This is a genomic window from Comamonas sp. F1-6 (assembly GCF_039581415.1).
In the GTDB taxonomy this organism is placed as follows: domain Bacteria; phylum Pseudomonadota; class Gammaproteobacteria; order Burkholderiales; family Burkholderiaceae_C; genus Comamonas; species Comamonas thiooxydans.
Genome location: NZ_JBCPWN010000001.1, coordinates 189,523 through 208,358 on the forward strand (window position 1 = coordinate 189,523; position 18,836 = coordinate 208,358).

Annotated in this window: 15 protein-coding genes; 8 read left to right on the top strand and 7 right to left on the bottom strand. The window is 63.4% G+C overall.

Annotation, left to right across the window (positions count from 1 at the left end):
* Nucleotides 1–5: 5 nt before the first annotated feature.
* The 4 genes from AAIL66_RS00885 (at nucleotide 6) to pbpC (ending at nucleotide 4,814) form a co-directional block, all read left to right on the top strand.
* Nucleotides 6–392 (top strand): VOC family protein, encoded by a 387-nt coding sequence (locus AAIL66_RS00885; RefSeq protein ID WP_034353277.1) that lies wholly within the window; start codon nucleotides 6–8, stop codon nucleotides 390–392.
* A gap of 66 nt (nucleotides 393–458) precedes the next feature.
* Nucleotides 459–1,334, top strand: a complete 876-nt coding sequence (locus AAIL66_RS00890; protein ID WP_034389430.1) for an endonuclease/exonuclease/phosphatase family protein — start codon at nucleotides 459–461, stop codon at nucleotides 1,332–1,334.
* A gap of 374 nt (nucleotides 1,335–1,708) precedes the next feature.
* Complete coding sequence (locus AAIL66_RS00895; protein WP_343495802.1) at nucleotides 1,709–2,266, top strand: HdeD family acid-resistance protein; 558 nt, start codon at nucleotides 1,709–1,711, stop codon at nucleotides 2,264–2,266.
* Nucleotides 2,267–2,462: 196 nt separating this feature from the next.
* On the top strand, nucleotides 2,463–4,814 hold the full coding sequence (pbpC, locus tag AAIL66_RS00900; protein WP_242607110.1) for a penicillin-binding protein 1C: 2,352 nt from the start codon (nucleotides 2,463–2,465) through the stop codon (nucleotides 4,812–4,814).
* A 27-nt stretch (nucleotides 4,815–4,841) separates the two neighbouring features.
* Here pbpC and AAIL66_RS00905 read toward each other — a convergent pair whose 3' ends face one another.
* Nucleotides 4,842–5,735, bottom strand: a complete 894-nt coding sequence (locus tag AAIL66_RS00905; protein ID WP_034353283.1) for a LysR family transcriptional regulator — start codon at nucleotides 5,733–5,735, stop codon at nucleotides 4,842–4,844.
* A gap of 80 nt (nucleotides 5,736–5,815) precedes the next feature.
* Between AAIL66_RS00905 and AAIL66_RS00910 the strand changes: the two genes are divergently transcribed.
* A complete protein-coding gene (locus tag AAIL66_RS00910) occupies nucleotides 5,816–6,436 on the top strand; it encodes a nitroreductase family protein (RefSeq protein WP_034353286.1) in 621 nt (206 codons plus the stop codon).
* Nucleotides 6,433–7,314: an EamA family transporter gene (locus tag AAIL66_RS00915; RefSeq protein ID WP_343495803.1), complete on the top strand. Its 882-nt coding sequence runs from the start codon at nucleotides 6,433–6,435 to the stop codon at nucleotides 7,312–7,314. The genes AAIL66_RS00910 and AAIL66_RS00915 overlap by 4 nt, the downstream gene beginning before the upstream one ends.
* 40 nt (nucleotides 7,315–7,354) lie before the next feature.
* Here AAIL66_RS00915 and lldD read toward each other — a convergent pair whose 3' ends face one another.
* The 4 genes from lldD to AAIL66_RS00935 form a co-directional block, all read right to left on the bottom strand.
* Complete coding sequence (lldD, locus tag AAIL66_RS00920; RefSeq protein WP_034353288.1) at nucleotides 7,355–8,491, bottom strand: FMN-dependent L-lactate dehydrogenase LldD; 1,137 nt, start codon at nucleotides 8,489–8,491, stop codon at nucleotides 7,355–7,357.
* On the bottom strand, nucleotides 8,488–9,258 hold the full coding sequence (lldR, locus tag AAIL66_RS00925) for a transcriptional regulator LldR (protein WP_034353291.1): 771 nt from the start codon (nucleotides 9,256–9,258) through the stop codon (nucleotides 8,488–8,490). Before lldR ends, lldD begins: the two co-directional genes overlap by 4 nt.
* 17 nt (nucleotides 9,259–9,275) lie before the next feature.
* A complete protein-coding gene (lldP, locus tag AAIL66_RS00930; RefSeq protein ID WP_003067748.1) occupies nucleotides 9,276–10,940 on the bottom strand; it encodes an L-lactate permease in 1,665 nt (554 codons plus the stop codon).
* A gap of 460 nt (nucleotides 10,941–11,400) precedes the next feature.
* Nucleotides 11,401–13,059 (bottom strand): L-lactate permease, encoded by a 1,659-nt coding sequence (locus AAIL66_RS00935; protein WP_003067746.1) that lies wholly within the window; start codon nucleotides 13,057–13,059, stop codon nucleotides 11,401–11,403.
* Nucleotides 13,060–13,257: 198 nt separating this feature from the next.
* Here AAIL66_RS00935 and AAIL66_RS00940 point away from each other — a divergent pair, with 198 nt between their 5' ends.
* A complete protein-coding gene (locus AAIL66_RS00940) occupies nucleotides 13,258–14,436 on the top strand; it encodes an alpha-hydroxy acid oxidase (RefSeq protein ID WP_003067744.1) in 1,179 nt (392 codons plus the stop codon).
* A gap of 76 nt (nucleotides 14,437–14,512) precedes the next feature.
* Here AAIL66_RS00940 and nhaA read toward each other — a convergent pair whose 3' ends face one another.
* Nucleotides 14,513–15,901: a Na+/H+ antiporter NhaA gene (gene nhaA / locus AAIL66_RS00945; protein WP_343495804.1), complete on the bottom strand. Its 1,389-nt coding sequence runs from the start codon at nucleotides 15,899–15,901 to the stop codon at nucleotides 14,513–14,515.
* A 350-nt stretch (nucleotides 15,902–16,251) separates the two neighbouring features.
* Between nhaA and AAIL66_RS00950 the strand changes: the two genes are divergently transcribed.
* Complete coding sequence (locus AAIL66_RS00950) at nucleotides 16,252–17,184, top strand: DMT family transporter (RefSeq protein ID WP_343495805.1); 933 nt, start codon at nucleotides 16,252–16,254, stop codon at nucleotides 17,182–17,184.
* 166 nt (nucleotides 17,185–17,350) lie between these two features.
* Here AAIL66_RS00950 and AAIL66_RS00955 read toward each other — a convergent pair whose 3' ends face one another.
* The gene (locus tag AAIL66_RS00955; protein WP_343495806.1) at nucleotides 17,351–18,781 is read right to left on the bottom strand and encodes an amino acid permease; all 1,431 of its coding nucleotides are present in this window, start codon (nucleotides 18,779–18,781) and stop codon (nucleotides 17,351–17,353) included.
* Between the last annotated feature and the right edge of the window lie 55 nt (nucleotides 18,782–18,836).

Here is an 18,836-nt window from a genome sequence, read left to right on the forward strand (position 1 = left end):
TGACGATGCCCGGTCCCGCTGCTGCTGGTGTGCTGATTTATGCCAAGGATTTCCAGAGTCTGGCAGGCTTCTATGAGCGGGTTCTGGGCATGCGGCGACTGCATGAAGATGCGCACGTCATCGTGCTGGAGTCCGCAGCCCTGCAACTGGTGATTCACGCCCTGCCTGCCGAGATTGCGGCGCGGGTCAAGATCGGCACGCCACCGCAGCGCCGTGCCGATGTGGCGCTCAAGTTCTTCGTCACCGTGCCGGCGATTGCCGAAGCCGAAAGCGCTGCACAGGCGCTGGGCGGACAGGTGTTTGACGAGCGTTGGCAAGGTCCTGGCTTTGCGGCCTGCAATGCCATGGACAAGGAAGGCAATGTGTTCCAGTTGCGCGAGAACTTGGCCTGATCAGCTGCTGTAAAAATGGTGGCTGCCGGGGCTTCAGCCACTTTCAATCTGGAAAGACGCGACAAGATGAATATCCTGACCTGGAATGTGCAATGGTGCTGCGGCATGGATGGACTGGTCAGTGTGGAACGCATCGTGCGCCACGCGCTGCAAATGGGCGAGCAGTCCGGCGGTCTGGATGTGCTGTGCATGCAGGAAATCGCCGTCAACTACCCCGATCTGCAAGGAAGGCCCGGCGACCAGTTGGCCGAGCTGAAGGCGCTGTTGCCGGGCTGGCAGATATTTTTTGGCGCATCGGTCGATGAGTTCACGCCCCGGGGCCATCAGCGTTTTGGCAATCTGATTGCCACGCGGCTGCCGGTGCTGCTGGTTCAGCACTATCTGCTGCCCATGCCGGCAGAAGCCGATATGCGCTGCATGCAGCGCATGTGTTCCGTGGTCACGGTCGATGACGCGGCGCTGGGGCCGGTGCGCATCATGACCACGCATCTCGAATATTTCTCGACGCTTCAGCGCATGGCGCAGGCCGGCGCACTGCGTGCCCTGCAGATGCAGGCCTGTGCGCTGGCGGATGCCCCGCCCCAGCCGGCCAACGATGGCTCGCCCTATCAAACCAAGCCGCATACCCGTCATGCCGTGCTTTGCGGGGATTTCAACTTCGAGCCGCACGAGCCCGAATATGCCGTTCTGTCCGCACCTTGGGCTGCCGGCGAGGAAGGCTGTCTGCAGGCCGGGCAGTGGCGCAATAGCTGGGATGTGCTGTATCCCGGACAACCGCAGCCTCCGACCTTCAGACTAGTGGATCGAACCTGGGGAGCAGAGCCCGGGGCATGTGACTTGATATGGGTCAGCGACAGCTTGTGTCAGAGAGTGCACACTTGGAGTGTCGACAGCGCCACACAGGCGTCTGACCACCAGCCTGTGATGTTGACGCTGGGCTGAGCTTGTTTTGGAACGTGTTTATGATCTCTACGCGGCCGCGTTGGAGCGCAATCGGGATGAATTCGAAGCGATGGCTCGCCGCTTGCACCGGGGTGCAAGCAAGAGTCAGCGCGCAGAAATCGCCCGATTTCGCTCCAACCCTCCGGGACAGTGTCTTTGCGGGTGCTCTGCGGCGTTGCGAATCCTCGCAATAGCACGGCTATTGCTGCGGTATCGCGCCTAGCATCCCATCCCGCAAAGCCTCTGTCGCGGCGCGAGGAGATCGTAAACACGTTCTAAGGGTCGGAGCTGGATTCGAGAGACGAGTGGCTGCACAAGTCGCACTGTTGTGAAACCCTGAGAACGTAAACACGTTCTAAAAGAGAGGAGTCTTCATGCCTGTAGAAATTCCGTCCATGTCCATCATGTTGCACCGTAGCTGGTGGGTGCTGTTGCTGCGCGGCGCCGCCGCCATCATCTTCGGCGTGCTGACCTGGATACAGCCCGTTGCATCCGCCGCCGCGCTGGTGCTGGTGTTTGGCGCCTATGTGTTTGTCGACGGCCTGCTAGGCATCTACACCGCCATCAAGAGCCGCCAGCAGTCGCGCCACTGGTGGGTGGTTTTGCTGTGGGGGCTGACGGGTGTGGTGGTGGGGGTGCTCACAGTCATCAACCCTGCGATTACTGCGCTGGTTCTGACCATCTATATCGGCGTCTGGGCCTTGATGACCGGTGTGCTGCAGATCGTCGCGGCGCTGCGTCTGCGCAAGGAAATTCAAGGCGAATGGGTGCTGGTGCTCGGGGGGCTGCTCTCGGTGCTTTTCGGCATCTTCGTGCTGATGCAACCCGGCGCGGGCATGATGGCCATGCTGTGGGTGCTGGCGACCTATGCCGTCATCTTTGGCGTGCTGATGGTGATACTGGCGTTCAAGATCAAGAAGTTCACGGCCTGAAGAAAAAGGCGGTGGTTCCGGAAAAAAGCGGCTCGCTGAAGCCGCTTTTTTATTGCCGCTTGTCTGAGCGGACAGTTTGCCATGCCATCTTTGGGACAATGCCTGCTGACTTTCAACAGCGCACAAAGACATGAAACAAGGCATGCAGCGGTATTTCCAGCCCTCGAGAATGAAGCCGTCCTGGCGAGCCGTTGGCATGACGGCCGCCTTGTGGCTGGGTCTTGCCGCCAGCAGCCAAGCCGTGCCCAGCTATGACGAGGTGCGCAGCGACCATCGCTCGTCGGAGACCCTGCTGCTTTCGCGCGAAGGCGAGGTGCTGCAGCGTTTGCGCACCGACAGCACGGTGCGCCGCGGACCCTGGGTGGCTCTGGCCGATGTCTCGCCGGCACTGCGCACGGCCCTGGTGCTCAGCGAGGATAAGCGTTTCTACGAGCACAGCGGCGTGGACTGGGCTGCCGTCACCGCAGCTGCCTGGGGCAACCTCTGGAACACACGCACGCGCGGCGCGAGCACCATCACCATGCAGCTCGCCGGTCTACTGGATGGAGACTGGCGTCAGGGACCGGGTGGGCGCAGCGTGGTGCAGAAGGTGGGGCAGGCTGTGGCGGCCCAGGTGCTGGACAGGCGCTGGCGCAAGGACCAGATTCTCGAGGCCTATCTGAACTTGGTGCCGTTCCGCGGCGAGATCGTGGGTATCGCTGCGCTGTCGCAAAGCCTGTACGGCAAGGCCGCACACGGGCTGGACGCGCGCGAGGCCGCCATTGCCGCAGCCCTGGTGCGGGCACCCAATGCCTCGGTGGAGCGGGTGGCCCAGCGTGCCTGCGGCGTGCTGCAGGTGATGGTGCCCGACGATGTGGCGGCCAGGGATTGCTCGGCCATGCAGCTCTACACCTCCAGCGTGCTGCAGCGGCGTCAATGGCTGGCCAGCGAGGGCGTGGCCCCGCATTTCGCACGGCGCTGGCTGGCGCTGCCCCAGAACAGGGGGCAGGAGCAGGTGCGATCAACCTTGAGCGCACCCTTGCAGCGCTTTGCCGTGGCCAGCCTGCAGCAGCATCTGCGCGAGCTGCAGGGCCGCAATGTGGAAGATGGTGCGACCGTGGTGCTGGACAACCGAACAGGCGAGATTCTGGCCTGGGTGGGCTCCTCAGGAACGCTGAGCCAGGCGTCCGAGGTCGATGGCGTGACTGCGCTGCGTCAGCCCGGCTCCACGCTCAAGCCGTTTCTCTACGCCCAGGCGATTGCCGAAAAGCGCATCACGGCCGCCTCGCTGATCGAGGATTCATCGGCCCATATTCCCACGCAGAACGGCCTCTACATTCCGCAGAACTACGACCGGCGCTTCAAGGGCTGGGTGTCGGCGCGCACGGCGCTGGCGTCCTCGCTCAATGTGCCTGCGGTGCGCACGCTGGTCATGGTCACGCCCGACGCCTTCTTCGAGCAGCTCAAAAAACTGGGTCTGCCGCTGCGTGAAAGCGGGGGCTATTACGGCTTCAGCCTGGCGCTGGGCAGCAGCGAGGTCGCGCTGCTCAATCTGACCAATGCCTATCGGGCACTGGGCAATAGCGGTCAATATCGTCCCGTGAGCTGGGCCTTGCCTCAGACTGAAAGCCGCAAGGCCGGCGGCAAAACCGGCGACGACGCGGTGCAGGCACTGGATGCGCGGGCAGCTTTTATCGTGGGCGACATTCTCTCCGACAATATGGCGCGGGCCCCGACGTTCGGCACGGACAGCGTGCTGGCCACGCGCTTCTGGACGGCCGTGAAAACCGGCACCAGCAAGGATATGCGCGACAACTGGGCCGTGGGCTGGTCCGAGCGCTACACCGTGGGCGTCTGGGTGGGCAATGCGGGTGGCGAGGCCATGCATTCGGTCAGCGGCACCAGCGGCGCAGCGCCCATATGGGCCGATATCATGGGCTTTTTGCATCGCAACCTGTCCAGCCGCGCGCCCAGGGCTCCGATCGGCGTGCTGCAGCAGCAAGTGCAGTTCGGTGCGTTGGCAAGCGGCGGCATGCCTATCGAAAGTGCACGCGGCGAATGGTTTGTGGCAGGGACCGAGCAATCACTGTTTGCCATGGATCACGTGGCTGGCGGCACGGAACAGAAAAACCTAGCAAGGCAAAAAGCCAGCAAGTCCGGCAGTGCCGCGGCTGCGGCCGCTGTACGTATCTCGCGCCCGGCCAATGGCACCATTTTGGCGCTGGACCCCGATATTCCACCCGACAGCCAGCGCGTGCAGCTGGTGGCGCGCCAGGCCGGCATGGCGGCCGAGCAGGACTGGCGCGACAGCAGCTTGCGCTGGCGGCTGGTGACCCGGCAATATGGAGCGCCGGCCACAGCAGACAAGAACGCCCAACCCGTGATGCGAGAAGTTCAGCGCGAGCTGGGGCGCGGTAGTCAGCTGGGCTGGCTGCCCTGGCCGGGGCGTCACAGGCTGGAGCTGCTCGATGCCTCCGGCAAGGTGCTGGACAGCATTGCGCTCGAGGTGCGCGGTGCCGGCGCCCTGGTGGCCGGGCCGGAACATATCCAGAGTCAACGCCGGCGCTGAAGGCCGGCCGGTGAACCGGCCAGACGCTCAGTTGCCGGAATCGAACTGCGCGACCAGAAAGTCCAGCAGCGCGCGCAGCTTGGGCGTCACATGCTGGCGTGACGGATAAATCGCATAGAGCGTGGTCTTCACCGTGCTCCAGTCCTCCAGGACGGCCTGCAGCCGGCCCGTGCGCAGGTCTTCCTCGACATAGGGCCGCGGGATCAGGCTGACGCCAAAGCCCGCGCGCAGTGCGTCGCGCACTGCCAGGCTTGAGGACACCGAATAGCGCGCGTTGACTGCCACGCTCTCCATGTGCCCGCCTTGCTCGAATTCCCAGGCATCCGCATGGCCCGAGAGACTGAAGCGTATGTGCTCCAGGCCGTTGAGGTCGGCAGGCGTGTGCGGGCGGCCGCGCTTTTCGAAATAGCCGGGAGTGGCGCACAGCACATGCGACATGCTTGTCAGCGGACGCGCGATCAGCGAGGAGTCCTCGAGCCGGTCACTGCCGCGTATGGCCAGATCGAAGCCTTCGCGCACGATGTCGACGCGCCGATCGTCCAGGTGCAGGTCCAGCTGCAGCTCGGGGTAGCGCTCCAGGAAGGCGGGGATGGCGGAAGACATCTGCGTCAGCGTGAATGTCATGGGTGCGCTGACCTTGAGCAGGCCGCTGGGCGCGGCCTTGAAGGGGCATAGCGCCGAGTCGGCATCGGCCAGCGCATCCAGCGCCCGCGTGACATGCTCGAGATACAGGCGGCCTTCCTCCGTCAGCGCCATGCGCCGTGTGGTGCGCTGGATCAGGCGCGTGCCCACATGGGCCTCCAGCTCGGCGATGTTTTTGCTGATCGCGGCTGGCGACAGGCCCAGGCTGCGGCCCGCCTCGGCAAAGCTGCCGCGCTGCGCGACGCGATGAAAGACTTGCAAGGCGGTCAGTCGGTCCATGCGATTCTTCTCTGTTGGTGAATGGTTTATTTTTATAAAAGCCAATTATCAATTCAGGGTGAATTATCTACAGTCATGCCATGACTACCCCTCACCCCACACTCGCTCTCATCGAGCAGCGCATCTCGGCCAACCGCTTCGATGACTCCCACAGCCTGGCCGATGCCGAGATAGCGCGGCTGGTTCAACTGGCCACGCGTGCACCCACGGCCTACAACCTTCAGAACTGGCGCTTTATCGCCGTGCGCACGCCCGCAGCGAAAGCCAGGCTGCGCGCCCTGGCCCAGGATCAGGCCAAGGTGCAGGAGGCGGCCGTCTGCTTCATCGTCTGCGGCGTGCTGGCCGACCCCGAGGCGCTGGCCGAACGGCTGCAGCCCTTTGTGGACGGGGGCTTCATGCCTGCCGCCATGGCGCAGGGATGGCTGCAGGCCGCGCAGCAGCAGTACGCCAGCGCGCAGGCGGTGCGCGACGAGGCCCTGCGCTCGGCCAGCTTTGGCGCCATGACGCTGATGCATGCGGCGCAGGCCATGGGTCTGGCGTCCTGTGCGATGACGGGCTTCGACGCCGAAGGCGTGACATCGAGCTTCGGTCTGGCGAGCGAGGAGGTTCCAGTGATGCTTGTCACCGTGGGCCGTGCAGCAGCCGGCAACTGGCCGCAGAAGCCGCGCCGGCCGCTGGAGCAGGTGCTGGAGTTCGCATGAGCGCCCGGCAAGCGGTGCGAACACCGGGGCAGACCCGGGCATGGGATCTGCTGCTGACAGGGCTGGCGCCCGCCATCTGGGGCAGCAGCTATATCGTCACCACGCAGCTACTGCCGCAGGTGCCCGCGATGACCGTGGCCTTGCTGCGCGCGCTGCCCGCAGGCCTGTTGTTGCTGGCATTTGCACGGCGTCTGCCGCAGGGCATGTGGTGGTTGCGGGTGTTCATCCTGGGAGCACTCAATTTCTCGGTGTTCTGGAGCATGCTGTTCGTCTCGGCCTACCGTCTGCCGGGCGGGGCGGCCGCCACTGTGGGGGCCGTGCAGCCGCTGGTGGTGGTGTTTCTCGCGGCCTGGGTGCTGGGTAGTGCACTGCGACCGGCCTCGGTTCTCGCAGCCCTGGCCGGACTGGCGGGCGTGGCCCTGCTGGTGCTCACGCCCGGCGTGGCGCTGGATGCGACAGGTATTGCGGCAGGCCTGGCAGCAGCGCTTTCCATGGCCTGCGGCACGGTGCTCACGCGCAAGTGGCGCCCGCCCGTGCCGCTGTTGACCTTCACCGCCTGGCAGCTCACGGCCGGCGGACTATTGCTGCTGCCGGTGGCGCTGTGGGCCGGACCGGATTTTCCGGCGCCCACGCCCGGCCATCTGATCGGACTGGCCTGGCTGGGTCTGGTGGGCGCGGCGTTGACCTATGTGCTGTGGTTTCGCGGCATTGCCCGCCTGGAGCCGAACATGGTGGCGCCGCTGGGTTTTCTGAGTCCGCTGACGGCGATTTTGCTGGGGTGGGTGTTCCTGGGCCAGACGCTGACGAGCGTGCAGATGGCGGGCGTGGCCCTGGTCCTGGGCGGCATCTGGCTGGGGCAGAAGGGTGCGGCGCGCTGATCCCCGCAAGGCCCGGCCCTGGGCTGGAGCCTGTGCGGGATCAGTCCCGTACCAGCAGATCGCCAGTGATCTCCGAGACCTTCTTGACGCTGGTCAGCGTCATGGCCACGCGCATTTCCTTTTCGAGCAGGTTCAGCAGGTTGGTCACGCCGGCTTCGCCTTCTGCAGCCAGCGCGTAGACGAAGGCGCGGCCTATCATGGTGCAGTCTGCTCCAAGGGCCAGCAGGCGCACGATGTCCAGGCCGTTGCGAACGCCCGAGTCGGCCAGGATCTTGATCTGGCCCTTGACGGCATCGGCAATGGCAGGCAGGGCGCGTGCCGAGGAGAGCACGCCGTCGAGCTGGCGCCCGCCGTGGTTGGAGACGATGATGCCGTCAGCGCCGAAGCGCACCGCATCCCTGGCGTCCTCGGGGTCGAGGATGCCCTTGATGAGCATGGGACCCTTCCAGAAGTCGCGGATCCACTCCAGGTCCGACCATGAGATCGAGGGGTCGAAGTTCGCGCCCAGATAGCCCATATAGTCTTCAAGCGAGACGTTTTGGCCCTTGTAGGTGGAGATATTGCCCAGCGTGTGCGGGCGCCCCATCAGGCCCACGTCCACGGCCCAGTGCGGATGGGTCACGGCCTGCAGGTAGCGGCGCATGGCGGCGTTGGGGCCGCTCATGCCCGAATGCGCATCGCGGTAGCGGGCGCCAGGCACGGGCATGTCCACGGTGAAGACCAGGGTGGAGACGCCGGCGGCCTGGGCTCGCTCCAGCGCGTTCTTCATGAAGCCCCGGTCCTTGAGCACATAGAGCTGGAACCACATCGGGCGGCCCAGCCTGGGCGCGACTTCCTCGATGGGGCAGACCGAGACGCTGGACATGGTGAAGGGGATGCCCTTTTTATCAGCGGCCATGGCGGCCTGTACTTCGCCACGGCGGGCGAACATTCCGGTCAGCCCCACGGGAGCCAGCGCCACGGGAATCGAGAACTTCTCGCCGAACAGCTCGATGCTGGTGTCCAGCTGGCTCATGTCCTTGAGCACGCGCTGGCGCAGGGCCACGTCGGCCAGGTCGTCGACATTGCGGGCCAGCGTCTTCTCGGCATAGGCACCGCCGTCGAGGTAGTGGAATAGAAAGGGCGGCAGGCGCTTTTGCGCAGCCGCGCGGTAGTCAGTGGTGGAGGAGATGATCATGAAAAAATGGCGGAGGAAGAGGAAAAACGATCCAGCCGCTTGCGTCGGGCCGCCTCGGCATCCGACTCGGACAGCTTTTCGTGAACATAGGCCAGGTGCTGGCCGATAGCGCTTCTGGCCTGCTCCGGCTCGCCGTCGACAATGGCCTGCATGAGATTGCGGTGCTGTGCAGTCAGATGCTCCAGCGTCGAGAGATCATCATGCACGAACATCAGGCGCCGGTTCTGGGCCACGGTGCCAAGCACCAGCTCGAAGAGGCTGCCCATGAGCTGCACCAGCACGGCGTTGTGCGAAGCCTCGGCAATTGCCAGATGGAACTGCGCATCGGAGCGGGCCGCGCTGGCGGCATCGCGCGCCTGCTGGTGGCGCAGCATGTCGTCGAAGCAGTGGCGGATGCGGTCCCTGTCCTTGTCGGTGGCACGCTGGGCCGCATACCAGGCGGTGCTGAGCTCGAGCGCCTGGCGTGCTTCCAGCACGTCGTAGCGATACTGGGGGTCGTCGCGCAGCAAGGATTCCAGCGGTGCGACGGCTTGTTCGTGCCACAGCGGCACGCGCGAGCCGACAAAGGTGCCGGCGCCCACGCGGCTTTCGAGCACGCCGCGGCTGGCCAGCTTCTGTATGGCCTCGCGCAGCGCCGTGCGCGAGACCCCCAACTGCTCGGCCAGCGCCCGCTCGGTCGGCAGCTTGGCGCCGCTCTGGAGCTGGGTGCTCTGGATCAGCTCCAGCAGCTGCTGGGCAACGCGGTCGGACAGGCGGATGGCGGGCATGGGGTCGGGCAGGAGTTTCAGGTGGTGGGAATCATCCACGGAAACACATAAGCCTGCAGCGTGCAGATGATGCCGATCAGCACCAGGAAGGCCAGACTGTGCTTGACGGTGAAGCGGAACAGGTCCGATTCCTTGCCGGCCAGGCCCACGGCTGCGCAGGCAATGGCGATGGACTGGGGCGAGATCATCTTGCCGGTCACACCGCCGGTGGTGTTGGCCGTCACGGCCAGAACCTCGGGCAGCCCCAGCTGCGCTGCCGTCGTGGCCTGCAGGGCGCCGAACAGCGCATTGGCCGAGGTGTCGGATCCCGTGAGGAACACGCCGACCCAGCCCAGGAAGGGCGAGAAGAACGCAAAGGCCTTGCCCGTATGGGCCAGGGCCATGGCCAGCGTGGTGGATAGGCCGGAGTAGTTGGCGATGAAGGCAAAGGCCAGCACCATGCCGATGGAGTAGATGGGCAGGGCCAGTTCCTTGAAGGTCTCGCCCAGGGTCTGGACTGCCACGGCTGGCTTGAGGCGCAGCAAAAGAATGGCGAGCACGGCGGCGATCAGGATCGCGGTTCCAGTGGCCGACAGCCAGTTGAAGGAATAGACCGCACCATAGGGCGTGGGCGCGGCGACGACGGGAGCCATTTTCTGCACCAGATTGTGCAGCATGGGCACGGGAATGCTGAAGACCGTGCCGGACAGTGCACCGCCCGAGGCGAACAGCGCCTTGAAGGGCTTGAGGCTCCAGATGGTCACCATGGCCGTGAGGATGATGAAGGGCGACCAGGCCTTGATCACCATGCCGGTCGTCAGTTTGGCAGGGGCCGTCGTCTGGATCTTTGCTGCGCCCGGCTCGGTGTCGAAGCGGAAGATGCGCTTGGGCTGCCAGAACTTGAGGAAAGTGGTCAGTGTCACCAGGGCGAAGATGGCCGAGGTGATGTCCGGCAGTTCGGGGCCGATGTAGTTGGCCGTCAGAAACTGTCCGAGTGCAAAGCTGCCGCCGCCCACCAGCACCGCAGGCCAGGTTTCCTTCACGCCGCGCCAGCCGTCCATGATGGCCATGAGCCAGAACAGCACGATGATGGTCATGAACGGCAGCTGGCGGCCGGCCATCTGGCTGATGGCCATGACATCGACGCCCGAGACCTGACCGGCCACGATGACGGGAATGCCCATGGCGCCGAAGGCCACGGGGGCGGTATTGCCGATCAGGCACAGGCCGGCTGCATACAGAGGCCTGAAACCCAGGCCCACCAGCAGCGCCGCCGTGATGGCCACGGGGGCGCCGAAGCCGGCGGCTCCCTCAAGGAAGGCACCGAAGCAAAAGCCCACCAGGATGAGCTGCAGGCGCTGGTCTTCTGTGACCGAGAGAATCGACGAGCGGATGATGTCGAACTGTCCGGTCTTGACCGAGACCTTGTAGAGAAAGACTGCCGCGACAATGATCCAGGCAATCGGCCACAGGCCGTAGAAGAAGCCGTAGACGCCTGCTGCCAGCGCATTGGCCACGGGCATGCGGTAGAAGAGCAGCGCCACGGCCAGGGACAGCGCCACCGTGATGGTGCCCGCCACATAGCCCTTGAGGCGCAGCTTGGTCAGTGCGAGAAAGAAAAAGATGATGGGTATCAGCGCCACCAGCGCCGACACCCACACATTGCCTGCGGGGTCGTAGTTCTGCGACCAGATTTCTTGCATTGCCTTGATCTCCTGGATTTATGCGGGGAGGGCAACCCTCCTGAGCGTCCAGAAGCTTCCCCGTCAATTCTTTAAACAACCATGCCGCCCTGCGCCGGACGCTGTCATGCAGTCTTGTTCGGCTTCGCTTGCTAAATTGGTATGACCAATTTGTGGCGATTTCGGGTTGGATGGATTATAGAAATGGGGTTTTGGTCATGAATTAGTGGTTTTCCCTTGTTTTTAATAATTGATTGGTAATACCAATTTGCAGATTGGTACTACGCTGATCCCCTGCAAACGGCGCAAAAAAGCCGCAGGCCCGAAGGCGCTGCGGCTGCTGGTGTGCCCACCTGGTGGGTTGAGAAAAGGGACATGCGCGGTGGAAAACTGCCGCGGCCCAGGCCAGAGATGCCGAGCAAGGGCCAGTGTGGCCCTTTAGGGTGTCCCGTCAGGGCAAGCCGCAAAGCGGCTCGGGGGCTCAGTTCACCATCAGCTTGAACGGCCAGACATAGGCCTGCATGGTGACGAACAGGCCCATCAGGCAGGCCAGGGCGATGGAGTGGAAGAATACGTAACGCAGGATGTCGCCTTCGCGGTTGAACCAGCGTGTGGCGGTCGAAGCCACGACAATGGATTGCGCATCGATCATCTTGCCCATCACGCCGCCCGAGCTGTTGGCGGCGCCCATGAGGTTGGGGGACAGGCCCAGTTGGTCGGCGGCGACCTTCTGCATGCCGCCGAACAGCACGTTGGACGCCGTGTCCGAGCCTGTGAGCGCCACGCCCAGCCAGCCCATCAGCGTGCCGAAGAAGGGGTAGAGCACACCGGTGTTGGCAAAGGCCAGACCCAGGGTGGTGTCTGTGCCCGAGTAGCGTGTCAGCGTGCCCAGGGCCAGCATCAGCACGATGGTCAGCAGCGAGTAGCGCACCAGCCAGGTGGTCTTGAAGAAGGTGCGCACTATGGTCACCGGGTTGTACTTCATGACGAAGGCGCTGACGATGGCCGAGAACAGAATGGCGGTTCCGGTGGCAGACAGCAGGTTCAGCGTGTAGACCGCACCCTCTTTGGTCGGCTGGGGCACCACGGGCGGCATTTTCTCGATCAGATTGTGCAGGCCCGTCATGGGGAAGGCGGGGGCAAACAGGCTGTTGAGCCAGGCCTTGACCGGCGGCAGGCCCCAGATGAACACAAACACCGAGAGAATGATCCAGGGTGTCCAGGCGGCGATCAGCGCGCTCTTGCTGTGCTTGGCCACGGGCTGTGGCGGCTTGACTTCGGAGGCGCTGATATCCTTGCCGCGCAGCGAGGCCGAGGTCCAGATTTTCTTGGGCTGCCAGACGCGCAGGAACAGGATCAGGCTGGCCATGGAAACAATGGCCGCGATGATGTCCACCAGCTCTGGGCCGATGAAGTTGGAGACCAGATACTGGGGAATGGCAAACGACAGGCCGGTGACCAGAATCGCGGGCCAGATCTCCATCATGCCCTTGCGACCGGCAAAGGCCCAGATCAGCCAGAACGGCACCAGCACCGAGAAGAAAGGCAGCTGGCGGCCGATCATGGCGGTCACTTCCATCAGATCGTAGCCATGGACCTTGGCCAGCGTGATGACGGGCGTGCCCAGGGCGCCAAAGGCCACGGGTGCGGTATTGGCGATCAGCGACAGACCGGATGCCGCCAGTGGAGAAAAGCCCAGGCCGATCAGGATGGCTGCCGTCACGGCCACGGGGGTCCCGAAGCCGGCAGCGCCCTCGAAAAAGGCACCGAAAGAAAAGGCAATCAGCAGCAACTGGATGCGGCGGTCTTCGGTGATCCCGGAAAGTGAGTCCTGCAGCACCTTGAAGCTGCCGTTCTGCTCGGTCAGCTGATGCAGGAAGATGATGTTCAGCACAATCCAGCCAATGGGCAGCAGGCCGGTGAAGCCGCCGAACAAGGCTGCGCGCCCCGCCATTTCGCCGGGCATGTTGTAGACAAAGACTGCAATCAGCAGCGCTGCAATCAGGCCTGCTCCTGCGGCCAGGTGGGCCTTCATGTGCAGAAAACCAAGGCCCACCAGCATCACCACGACCGGAATGGCCGCCAGCAATGTGGATAGCCACATATTCGATAGAGGGTCATAGACCTGTTGCCAAACCATCTCTGTTGTCTCCTGTTTGTTGTGGTGACAAGGATGGTGGCTGTGCGAATAGGCTTGCATACCTAGCATTAGCCCTTGATTTTCCCTCGCTGAAGAAAATTTCAAAACTGGCATAAATCACTTCAAACCATAGTGAACTGCCGATGACGGCGATGAGGGCTACCATCGGGTTCAACTCCAATTACAAGGCTAGAAGTCGTGAGCGATCTTTCCAAAATCACCTGTATCGAAGACCTGCGTGTGGTGGCCAAGCGTCGTGTGCCGCGCATGTTTTATGACTACGCCGATTCGGGCTCTTACACCCAAGGCACGTATCGGGCCAACGAAGACGAGTTCCAGTCAATCAAGTTGCGTCAGCGTGTGGCCGTGAACATGGAAGGGCGCAGCACGCGCACCACTATGATCGGCGAGGAGGTCGCCATGCCGGTGGCGATTGCGCCCACGGGCCTGACCGGCATGCAGCATGCCGATGGCGAGATTCTTGGAGCCAAGGCCGCCAAGGCCTTTGGCGTGCCGTTCACGCTGTCCACCATGAGCATCTGCTCGCTGGAGGACATAGCCGAGCACACCGATCGCCATCCGTTCTGGTTCCAGCTCTATGTGATGCGTGACAAGGCCTTCATGGAGCGCCTGATCAATCGCGCCAAGGCGGCCAACTGCTCGGCGCTGGTGGTGACGCTGGACCTGCAGATCCTTGGGCAGCGCCACAAGGACATCAAGAACGGCCTGTCCACCCCGCCCAAGCCTACGCTGGCAAACCTCATCAATCTGGCGACCAAGCCGCACTGGTGCCTGGGAATGCTGGGTACCAAGCGCCGCAGCTTCGGCAATATCGTCGGCCATGTGGATGGTGTGGGCGATGTGTCCTCGCTGTCGTCCTGGACGGCAGATCAGTTCGATCCGTCACTGAACTGGAGCGATGTGGAATGGATCAAGAAGCTCTGGGGCGGCAAGATCATTCTCAAGGGCGTGATGGATGCCGAAGATGCGCGTCTGGCTGCACAAAGCGGTGCTGATGCGCTGGTGGTCAGCAACCATGGCGGCCGTCAGCTCGATGGTGCGCCTTCTTCGATTGCAGCCTTGCCATCGATTGCAGAGGCTGCGGGCAAGGACATCGAAGTCTGGATGGATGGCGGCATTCGCAGCGGTCAGGACGTGCTCAAGGCCCGCGCACTGGGTGCGCAAGGCACGATGATAGGTCGCAGCTTCCTCTACGGTCTGGGCGCTTATGGCCAGGCCGGCGTGAGCAAGGCGCTGCAGATCATCCACAAGGAGCTGGACACCACCATGGCCTTCTGCGGGCACACCAATATCAACCAGGTCGGCAAAGAAATTCTGTTGCCCGGCACTTACCCGAAACCTTTCGAGCAGAGCTGATTGTTCTGCGGCATGAAAAAAGGTCAGTCCTTTGCAGGACTGACCTTTTTTATTTTCCGGCGGTGTGTCGTGGCGTTCAGGGCTGCTCGAAACGCTTGCGCATGGCAAATCCATAACCAAGCCCCAGCAAGGCTGCCATGGCCGAGCCGGCCAGAATGCCCAGCTTGGCCGCGCCCAGCAGGCTCGCATCCGCAAAGGCCAGACCGCCGACAAAGATGGACATGGTGAAGCCTATGCCGGCCAGCAGGCCCACCAGCAGCACACCGCGCCAGTTCAGGCCCTCGGGCAGGCTGCACAGCCCGCTCTTGACGGCCAGCCAGGTGCAGATGAAGACCCCCAGGGGCTTGCCCAGCACCAGGGCCACCAGCACGGCCATGGCCGTGGTCTGCGGTGCGGCTGCGCTCAGGTCTATGCCCGAGAACTGCACGCCGGCATTGGCCAGCGCAAAGATGGGCATGATGCAAAAAGCCACCCAGGGATGAAGAATCATGGGCAGGCGCAGAGCAGGCGGCAGCAGGTCGCGCTGTGCGAGCTGGGCAGTGCGCAACTCCTGCAGCAGGTGCTGCGGATCGGGCCGGCCGCTCAGCATCTGCTCGCCGGCCTTGCGCATGGCCGTCTGTGCCGTGATCAGCAGCGGCATGGAAGCGGGGCGTACAAATACAGGCGTCATCAGACCCAGCACCACACCTGCCAGAGTGGGATGAGCGCCGGTCTTGAGCAGGCCGAACCAGAGAATGGCTCCGGGCAGCACATACAGGGGCGCGGCGGCAATGCCCATGCGGTTGAACAGCAGCACCAGCAGCACGCCGGCTGCGGCAACCACAAAGCCCATGGCCTGCAGGCCGCCCGAGTAGAAGAAGGCGATGATGAGCACGGCCACGATGTCGTCGATGATGGCCAGGGCCAGCAGGAAGATACGCAGTGCACCCGGGATATTACGGCCCAGCAAGGCCAGCACGCCCACGGCAAACGCGATGTCGGTCGCCGTCGGAATTGCCCAGCCGTTGAGCAGCGTCCTGTCGTTGCCCGCCAGGGCCACGTAGATGAGCGCGGGCACGGCCACGCCGCCGATGGCAGCGATCAGCGGCAGACTGGCCTGGCGCAGGCTGGCCAGCGCGCCGTTGTGCAGCTCGCGCCGGATCTCCATGCCCACGACCAGAAAGAACACTGTCATCAGCACATCGTTGACGATGAAATGCAGATCGGTGCTGAAGCTCCATGGACCAAGCGTCAGCGCGACGGGGGCATGCCACAGTGCAAAGTAGCTTTGCGCCGCAGCGGAGTTGGCCCAGATCAGGGCTGCCGCAGCGGCCAGCATGAGCACCATGCCGGCAAAGGATTCGATATGCAGCAGGTGCGAGATTTGTGCCTGCACGCGCTCGGTCGCGGATTGCAGTGCGGAAACACGGGGTGAATTTTGGGATGCAAAAGGCGCAGGGGCCTGCACAAGTGTTTGTGGGTCCATGTGTCGGTAGGTGTCTGAAGTCGTACGCTGAAGGCGTGCGGCACCTGAGGCAATGCCTGCTGGTGCCGTCTGCACTGCAAACGACTGGTGCGCTGGCGGCCCGACCTGCGCATGAACATTCACCTGCCATCGCCACCTCGTGCGGCGGGCACCCAGCTGAAATTGTAGCTAAAGACGCAGCAATGGTCTGGATTTGAGGTTATTTTGCCGGGGTGGAGACTTCGCCATCAGAACGGAAGCCGTTCGTGCTTCACGTCACCTTGGCTTGAGCGGGTGGACTGCACGAATCGCGTCAGCACCGTCCGGCAGCCGGCGCTATGCTGGCGCGCTAACAGAAAAGAAAGCGTCTCATGCCGGGCATAGGAATGGAATATTTGTGGGTGGGAGTGGTGCTGTTTGCGGCGGCGGCGCAGACGGTGCGCAATACGGCCCAGCGCTCGCTGACGGCGCAGGTCGGCACCCTGCAAGCCACGCTGGTGCGCTTTCTCTACGGCCTGCCGTTTGCCGCCATCTATCTGCTGGCGCTGTATGGTCTGGGCGATCCGTCCCAGGTGCTGCCGAAGTTCAGTGCCGCGTATCTGGGCTGGATCGCGCTTGGTGCCTTCTTTCAGGTTGCGGCCACGGCTGCCTTGCTCATGGCCATGAAGGAACGCAACTTTGCCGTGGCGGTCACGCTGTCCAAGACCGAGGTGCTGCAAGTGGCCTTGTTTGCCGCCATGTTCCTGCATGAGCTGCCGAGCCGGCTGGCGCTGCTGGCCATGGTGCTTGCCACCGTGGGCGTGCTGATGCTGTCGCTGCCGCCGCGCGGGCAGTTGTTCACGCTCTCGGCCTGGACCAGCAAATCCTCGGTCTACGGGCTGATCTGCGGCGCCTGTTTTGCGCTGGCCACGGTGGGCTTTCGCGGTGGCGCGGTCGAGATCGCGACACTGGGTGTGAGCTCGCCCTGGTTGTCGGGGGCCTGGGGCGTGCTGATCGCGCAGACCATGCAGTCCGTCGTCATGAGCGCCTGGATTGCCAGAACCCATGAACAGGGTCTGCGCCCCATCTTCAAGGCCTGGCGCATCTCGCTGCTGGCCGGCAGCATGGGCGCTGCGGCCTCGCTGGCCTGGTTCACCGCCTATGCCATGCAGGGGGCAGCCGCCGTGCGCACCCTGGGCATGGTGGAGGTGGTGTTCAGCTATATCGTCTCGCGCAAGGTGTTCAGCGAGAAGCTCTCATTGACAGAAAAGCTGGGCATGGCGCTGATGATGCTGGGCCTGGTGCTGATCTGTCTGCAGCTCTGATTTCAAGAGCTTCCCACGCTTGCCAGTGTTCGTTTTCAAAACTAAAAGTCTTTGAAATGAACTATGAAAAAGCGCAAGAAGCTTCTGAATCAATAGCGTGCCGCTGCGGCTGTCGCGGTCTCAGCCGGCTACAGCCAGGGCATCGACAGCGCGGCTGTGCTGCGCCTCAGGCGGCTTGCTGTTGCGCTTGCGCCAGGCTTTGGCGCTGCTCGGGCTTGACCGCGTAGAGCCGGTAGCCGATCGTCAGCAGCGCAAACCACAGGGGCGCGATATATAGCGCCACGCGGGTGCTGGCATCCAGCGACAGGCAGACCAGCACCACGGCCAGAAAGGCCAGCACAAACCAGTTGGTGAACGGCGCGCCGGGCATGCGGTAGGCCACGGCTGCGGCATGATCCAGCCTGACGGCGCGGCGATAGCGCAGATGGGAGAAGACGATGATGCCCCAGGTCCAGACGGCGCCTATGGTGGCAATGCTGGTCACGTAGATGAAGGCTTCCTCGGGCACCAGATAGTTCAGCACCACGCCAAGCAGCATGAATGCCGCCGACAGCACAATGCCGGCCGCAGGCACATGGCGCGCATTGACCCGGCCCAGGCGGGCGGGCGCCTGTTTGAATTGCGCCAGCGTATAGAGCATGCGGCCCGTGCTGAAGATGCCGCTGTTGCACGAAGAGGCTGCGGCGGTGATGACCACGAAGTTGATGATGCCGGCAGCGGCGGGAATGCCCAGCTTGTCGAAGACATGGACGAAGGGGCTCATGTCGGGGCTGAGTTCGTTCCAGGGCACCAGCGACATGATGACGATCAGGGCGCCGATATAGAAGATCAGAATGCGGTAGACGATGCTGTTGGTGGCACGGGGCAGCACTTTCTCGGGCGACTCGGCTTCACCGGCTGTCACGCCTATCAATTCCACGCCGGTATAGGCAAAGCAGGCTATCTGCAAGGTGAAGACCACGCCCACCATGCCCACGGGTGCAAAGCCTCCATGCGACCATAGGTTGGTGAAGCTTGCCGTCTGGCCCAGCGGTCCCCAGCCCGTGGTGATGATGGCCACACCCAGCACCAGCGTGGCAACAATGGTCACGACCTTGATCAGCGCGAACCAGAATTCCAGCTCGCCGAAGACCTTGACCGCGATCAGATTCACGCCCAGCAGCACGGCCAGGGTGGCGAGCGCCGGAACCCATTGCGGAATGGCGGGAAACCAGTAATGGGTGTAGATGCCTATGGCAGTGAGCTCCGCCATGCCCGTCACCACCCAGGTGAACCAGTAGGTCCAGCCGGTGACGAATCCGGCCCAGGGGCTGACATAGGTTTCGGCATAGGTGGCAAAAGAGCCGGCCACCGGGCGGTGCACCAGCAACTCGCCCAGTGCCCGCATGATGAAGAAGATGGCCAGCCCCGCGATGGCGTAGCTGACCAGCAGCAGCGGACCAGCCTTGTGGATTGCCTTGGCCGAGCCCAGGAACAGGCCCACGCCAATGGCGCCGCCCAGGGCGATCAGCTGGATGTGCCGGTCCTTGAGGCCGCGCTCCAGCTCCCCTGTCTGCTGCAGCGACTCCCCGGCTGCGCTTGGATGATTTCGACTCATGTTGTATGTCTCCGTTTTGCCATTCACACGGCAACAGCTGCCCCTCACGGGGCGC

Bases quoted from the DNA above. Each gene is read 5' to 3' on its own strand.
- AAIL66_RS00910 (WP_034353286.1), top strand. From the start codon at position 5,816: ATGACTACCCCTCACCCCACACTCGCTCTCATCGAGCAGCGCATCTCG.
- lldP (WP_003067748.1), bottom strand. From the start codon at position 10,940: ATGCAAGAAATCTGGTCGCAGAACTACGACCCCGCAGGCAATGTGTGG.
- AAIL66_RS00905 (WP_034353283.1), bottom strand. From the start codon at position 5,735: ATGGACCGACTGACCGCCTTGCAAGTCTTTCATCGCGTCGCGCAGCGC.
- AAIL66_RS00955 (WP_343495806.1), bottom strand. From the start codon at position 18,781: ATGAGTCGAAATCATCCAAGCGCAGCCGGGGAGTCGCTGCAGCAGACA.
- lldR (WP_034353291.1), bottom strand. From the start codon at position 9,258: ATGCCCGCCATCCGCCTGTCCGACCGCGTTGCCCAGCAGCTGCTGGAG.
- AAIL66_RS00915 (WP_343495803.1), top strand. From the start codon at position 6,433: ATGAGCGCCCGGCAAGCGGTGCGAACACCGGGGCAGACCCGGGCATGG.
- AAIL66_RS00890 (WP_034389430.1), top strand. From the start codon at position 459: ATGAATATCCTGACCTGGAATGTGCAATGGTGCTGCGGCATGGATGGA.
- lldD (WP_034353288.1), bottom strand. From the start codon at position 8,491: ATGATCATCTCCTCCACCACTGACTACCGCGCGGCTGCGCAAAAGCGC.
- AAIL66_RS00935 (WP_003067746.1), bottom strand. From the start codon at position 13,059: ATGGTTTGGCAACAGGTCTATGACCCTCTATCGAATATGTGGCTATCC.
- AAIL66_RS00950 (WP_343495805.1), top strand. From the start codon at position 16,252: ATGCCGGGCATAGGAATGGAATATTTGTGGGTGGGAGTGGTGCTGTTT.
- pbpC (WP_242607110.1), top strand. From the start codon at position 2,463: ATGACGGCCGCCTTGTGGCTGGGTCTTGCCGCCAGCAGCCAAGCCGTG.
- AAIL66_RS00895 (WP_343495802.1), top strand. From the start codon at position 1,709: ATGCCTGTAGAAATTCCGTCCATGTCCATCATGTTGCACCGTAGCTGG.
- AAIL66_RS00885 (WP_034353277.1), top strand. From the start codon at position 6: ATGCCCGGTCCCGCTGCTGCTGGTGTGCTGATTTATGCCAAGGATTTC.
- nhaA (WP_343495804.1), bottom strand. From the start codon at position 15,901: ATGGACCCACAAACACTTGTGCAGGCCCCTGCGCCTTTTGCATCCCAA.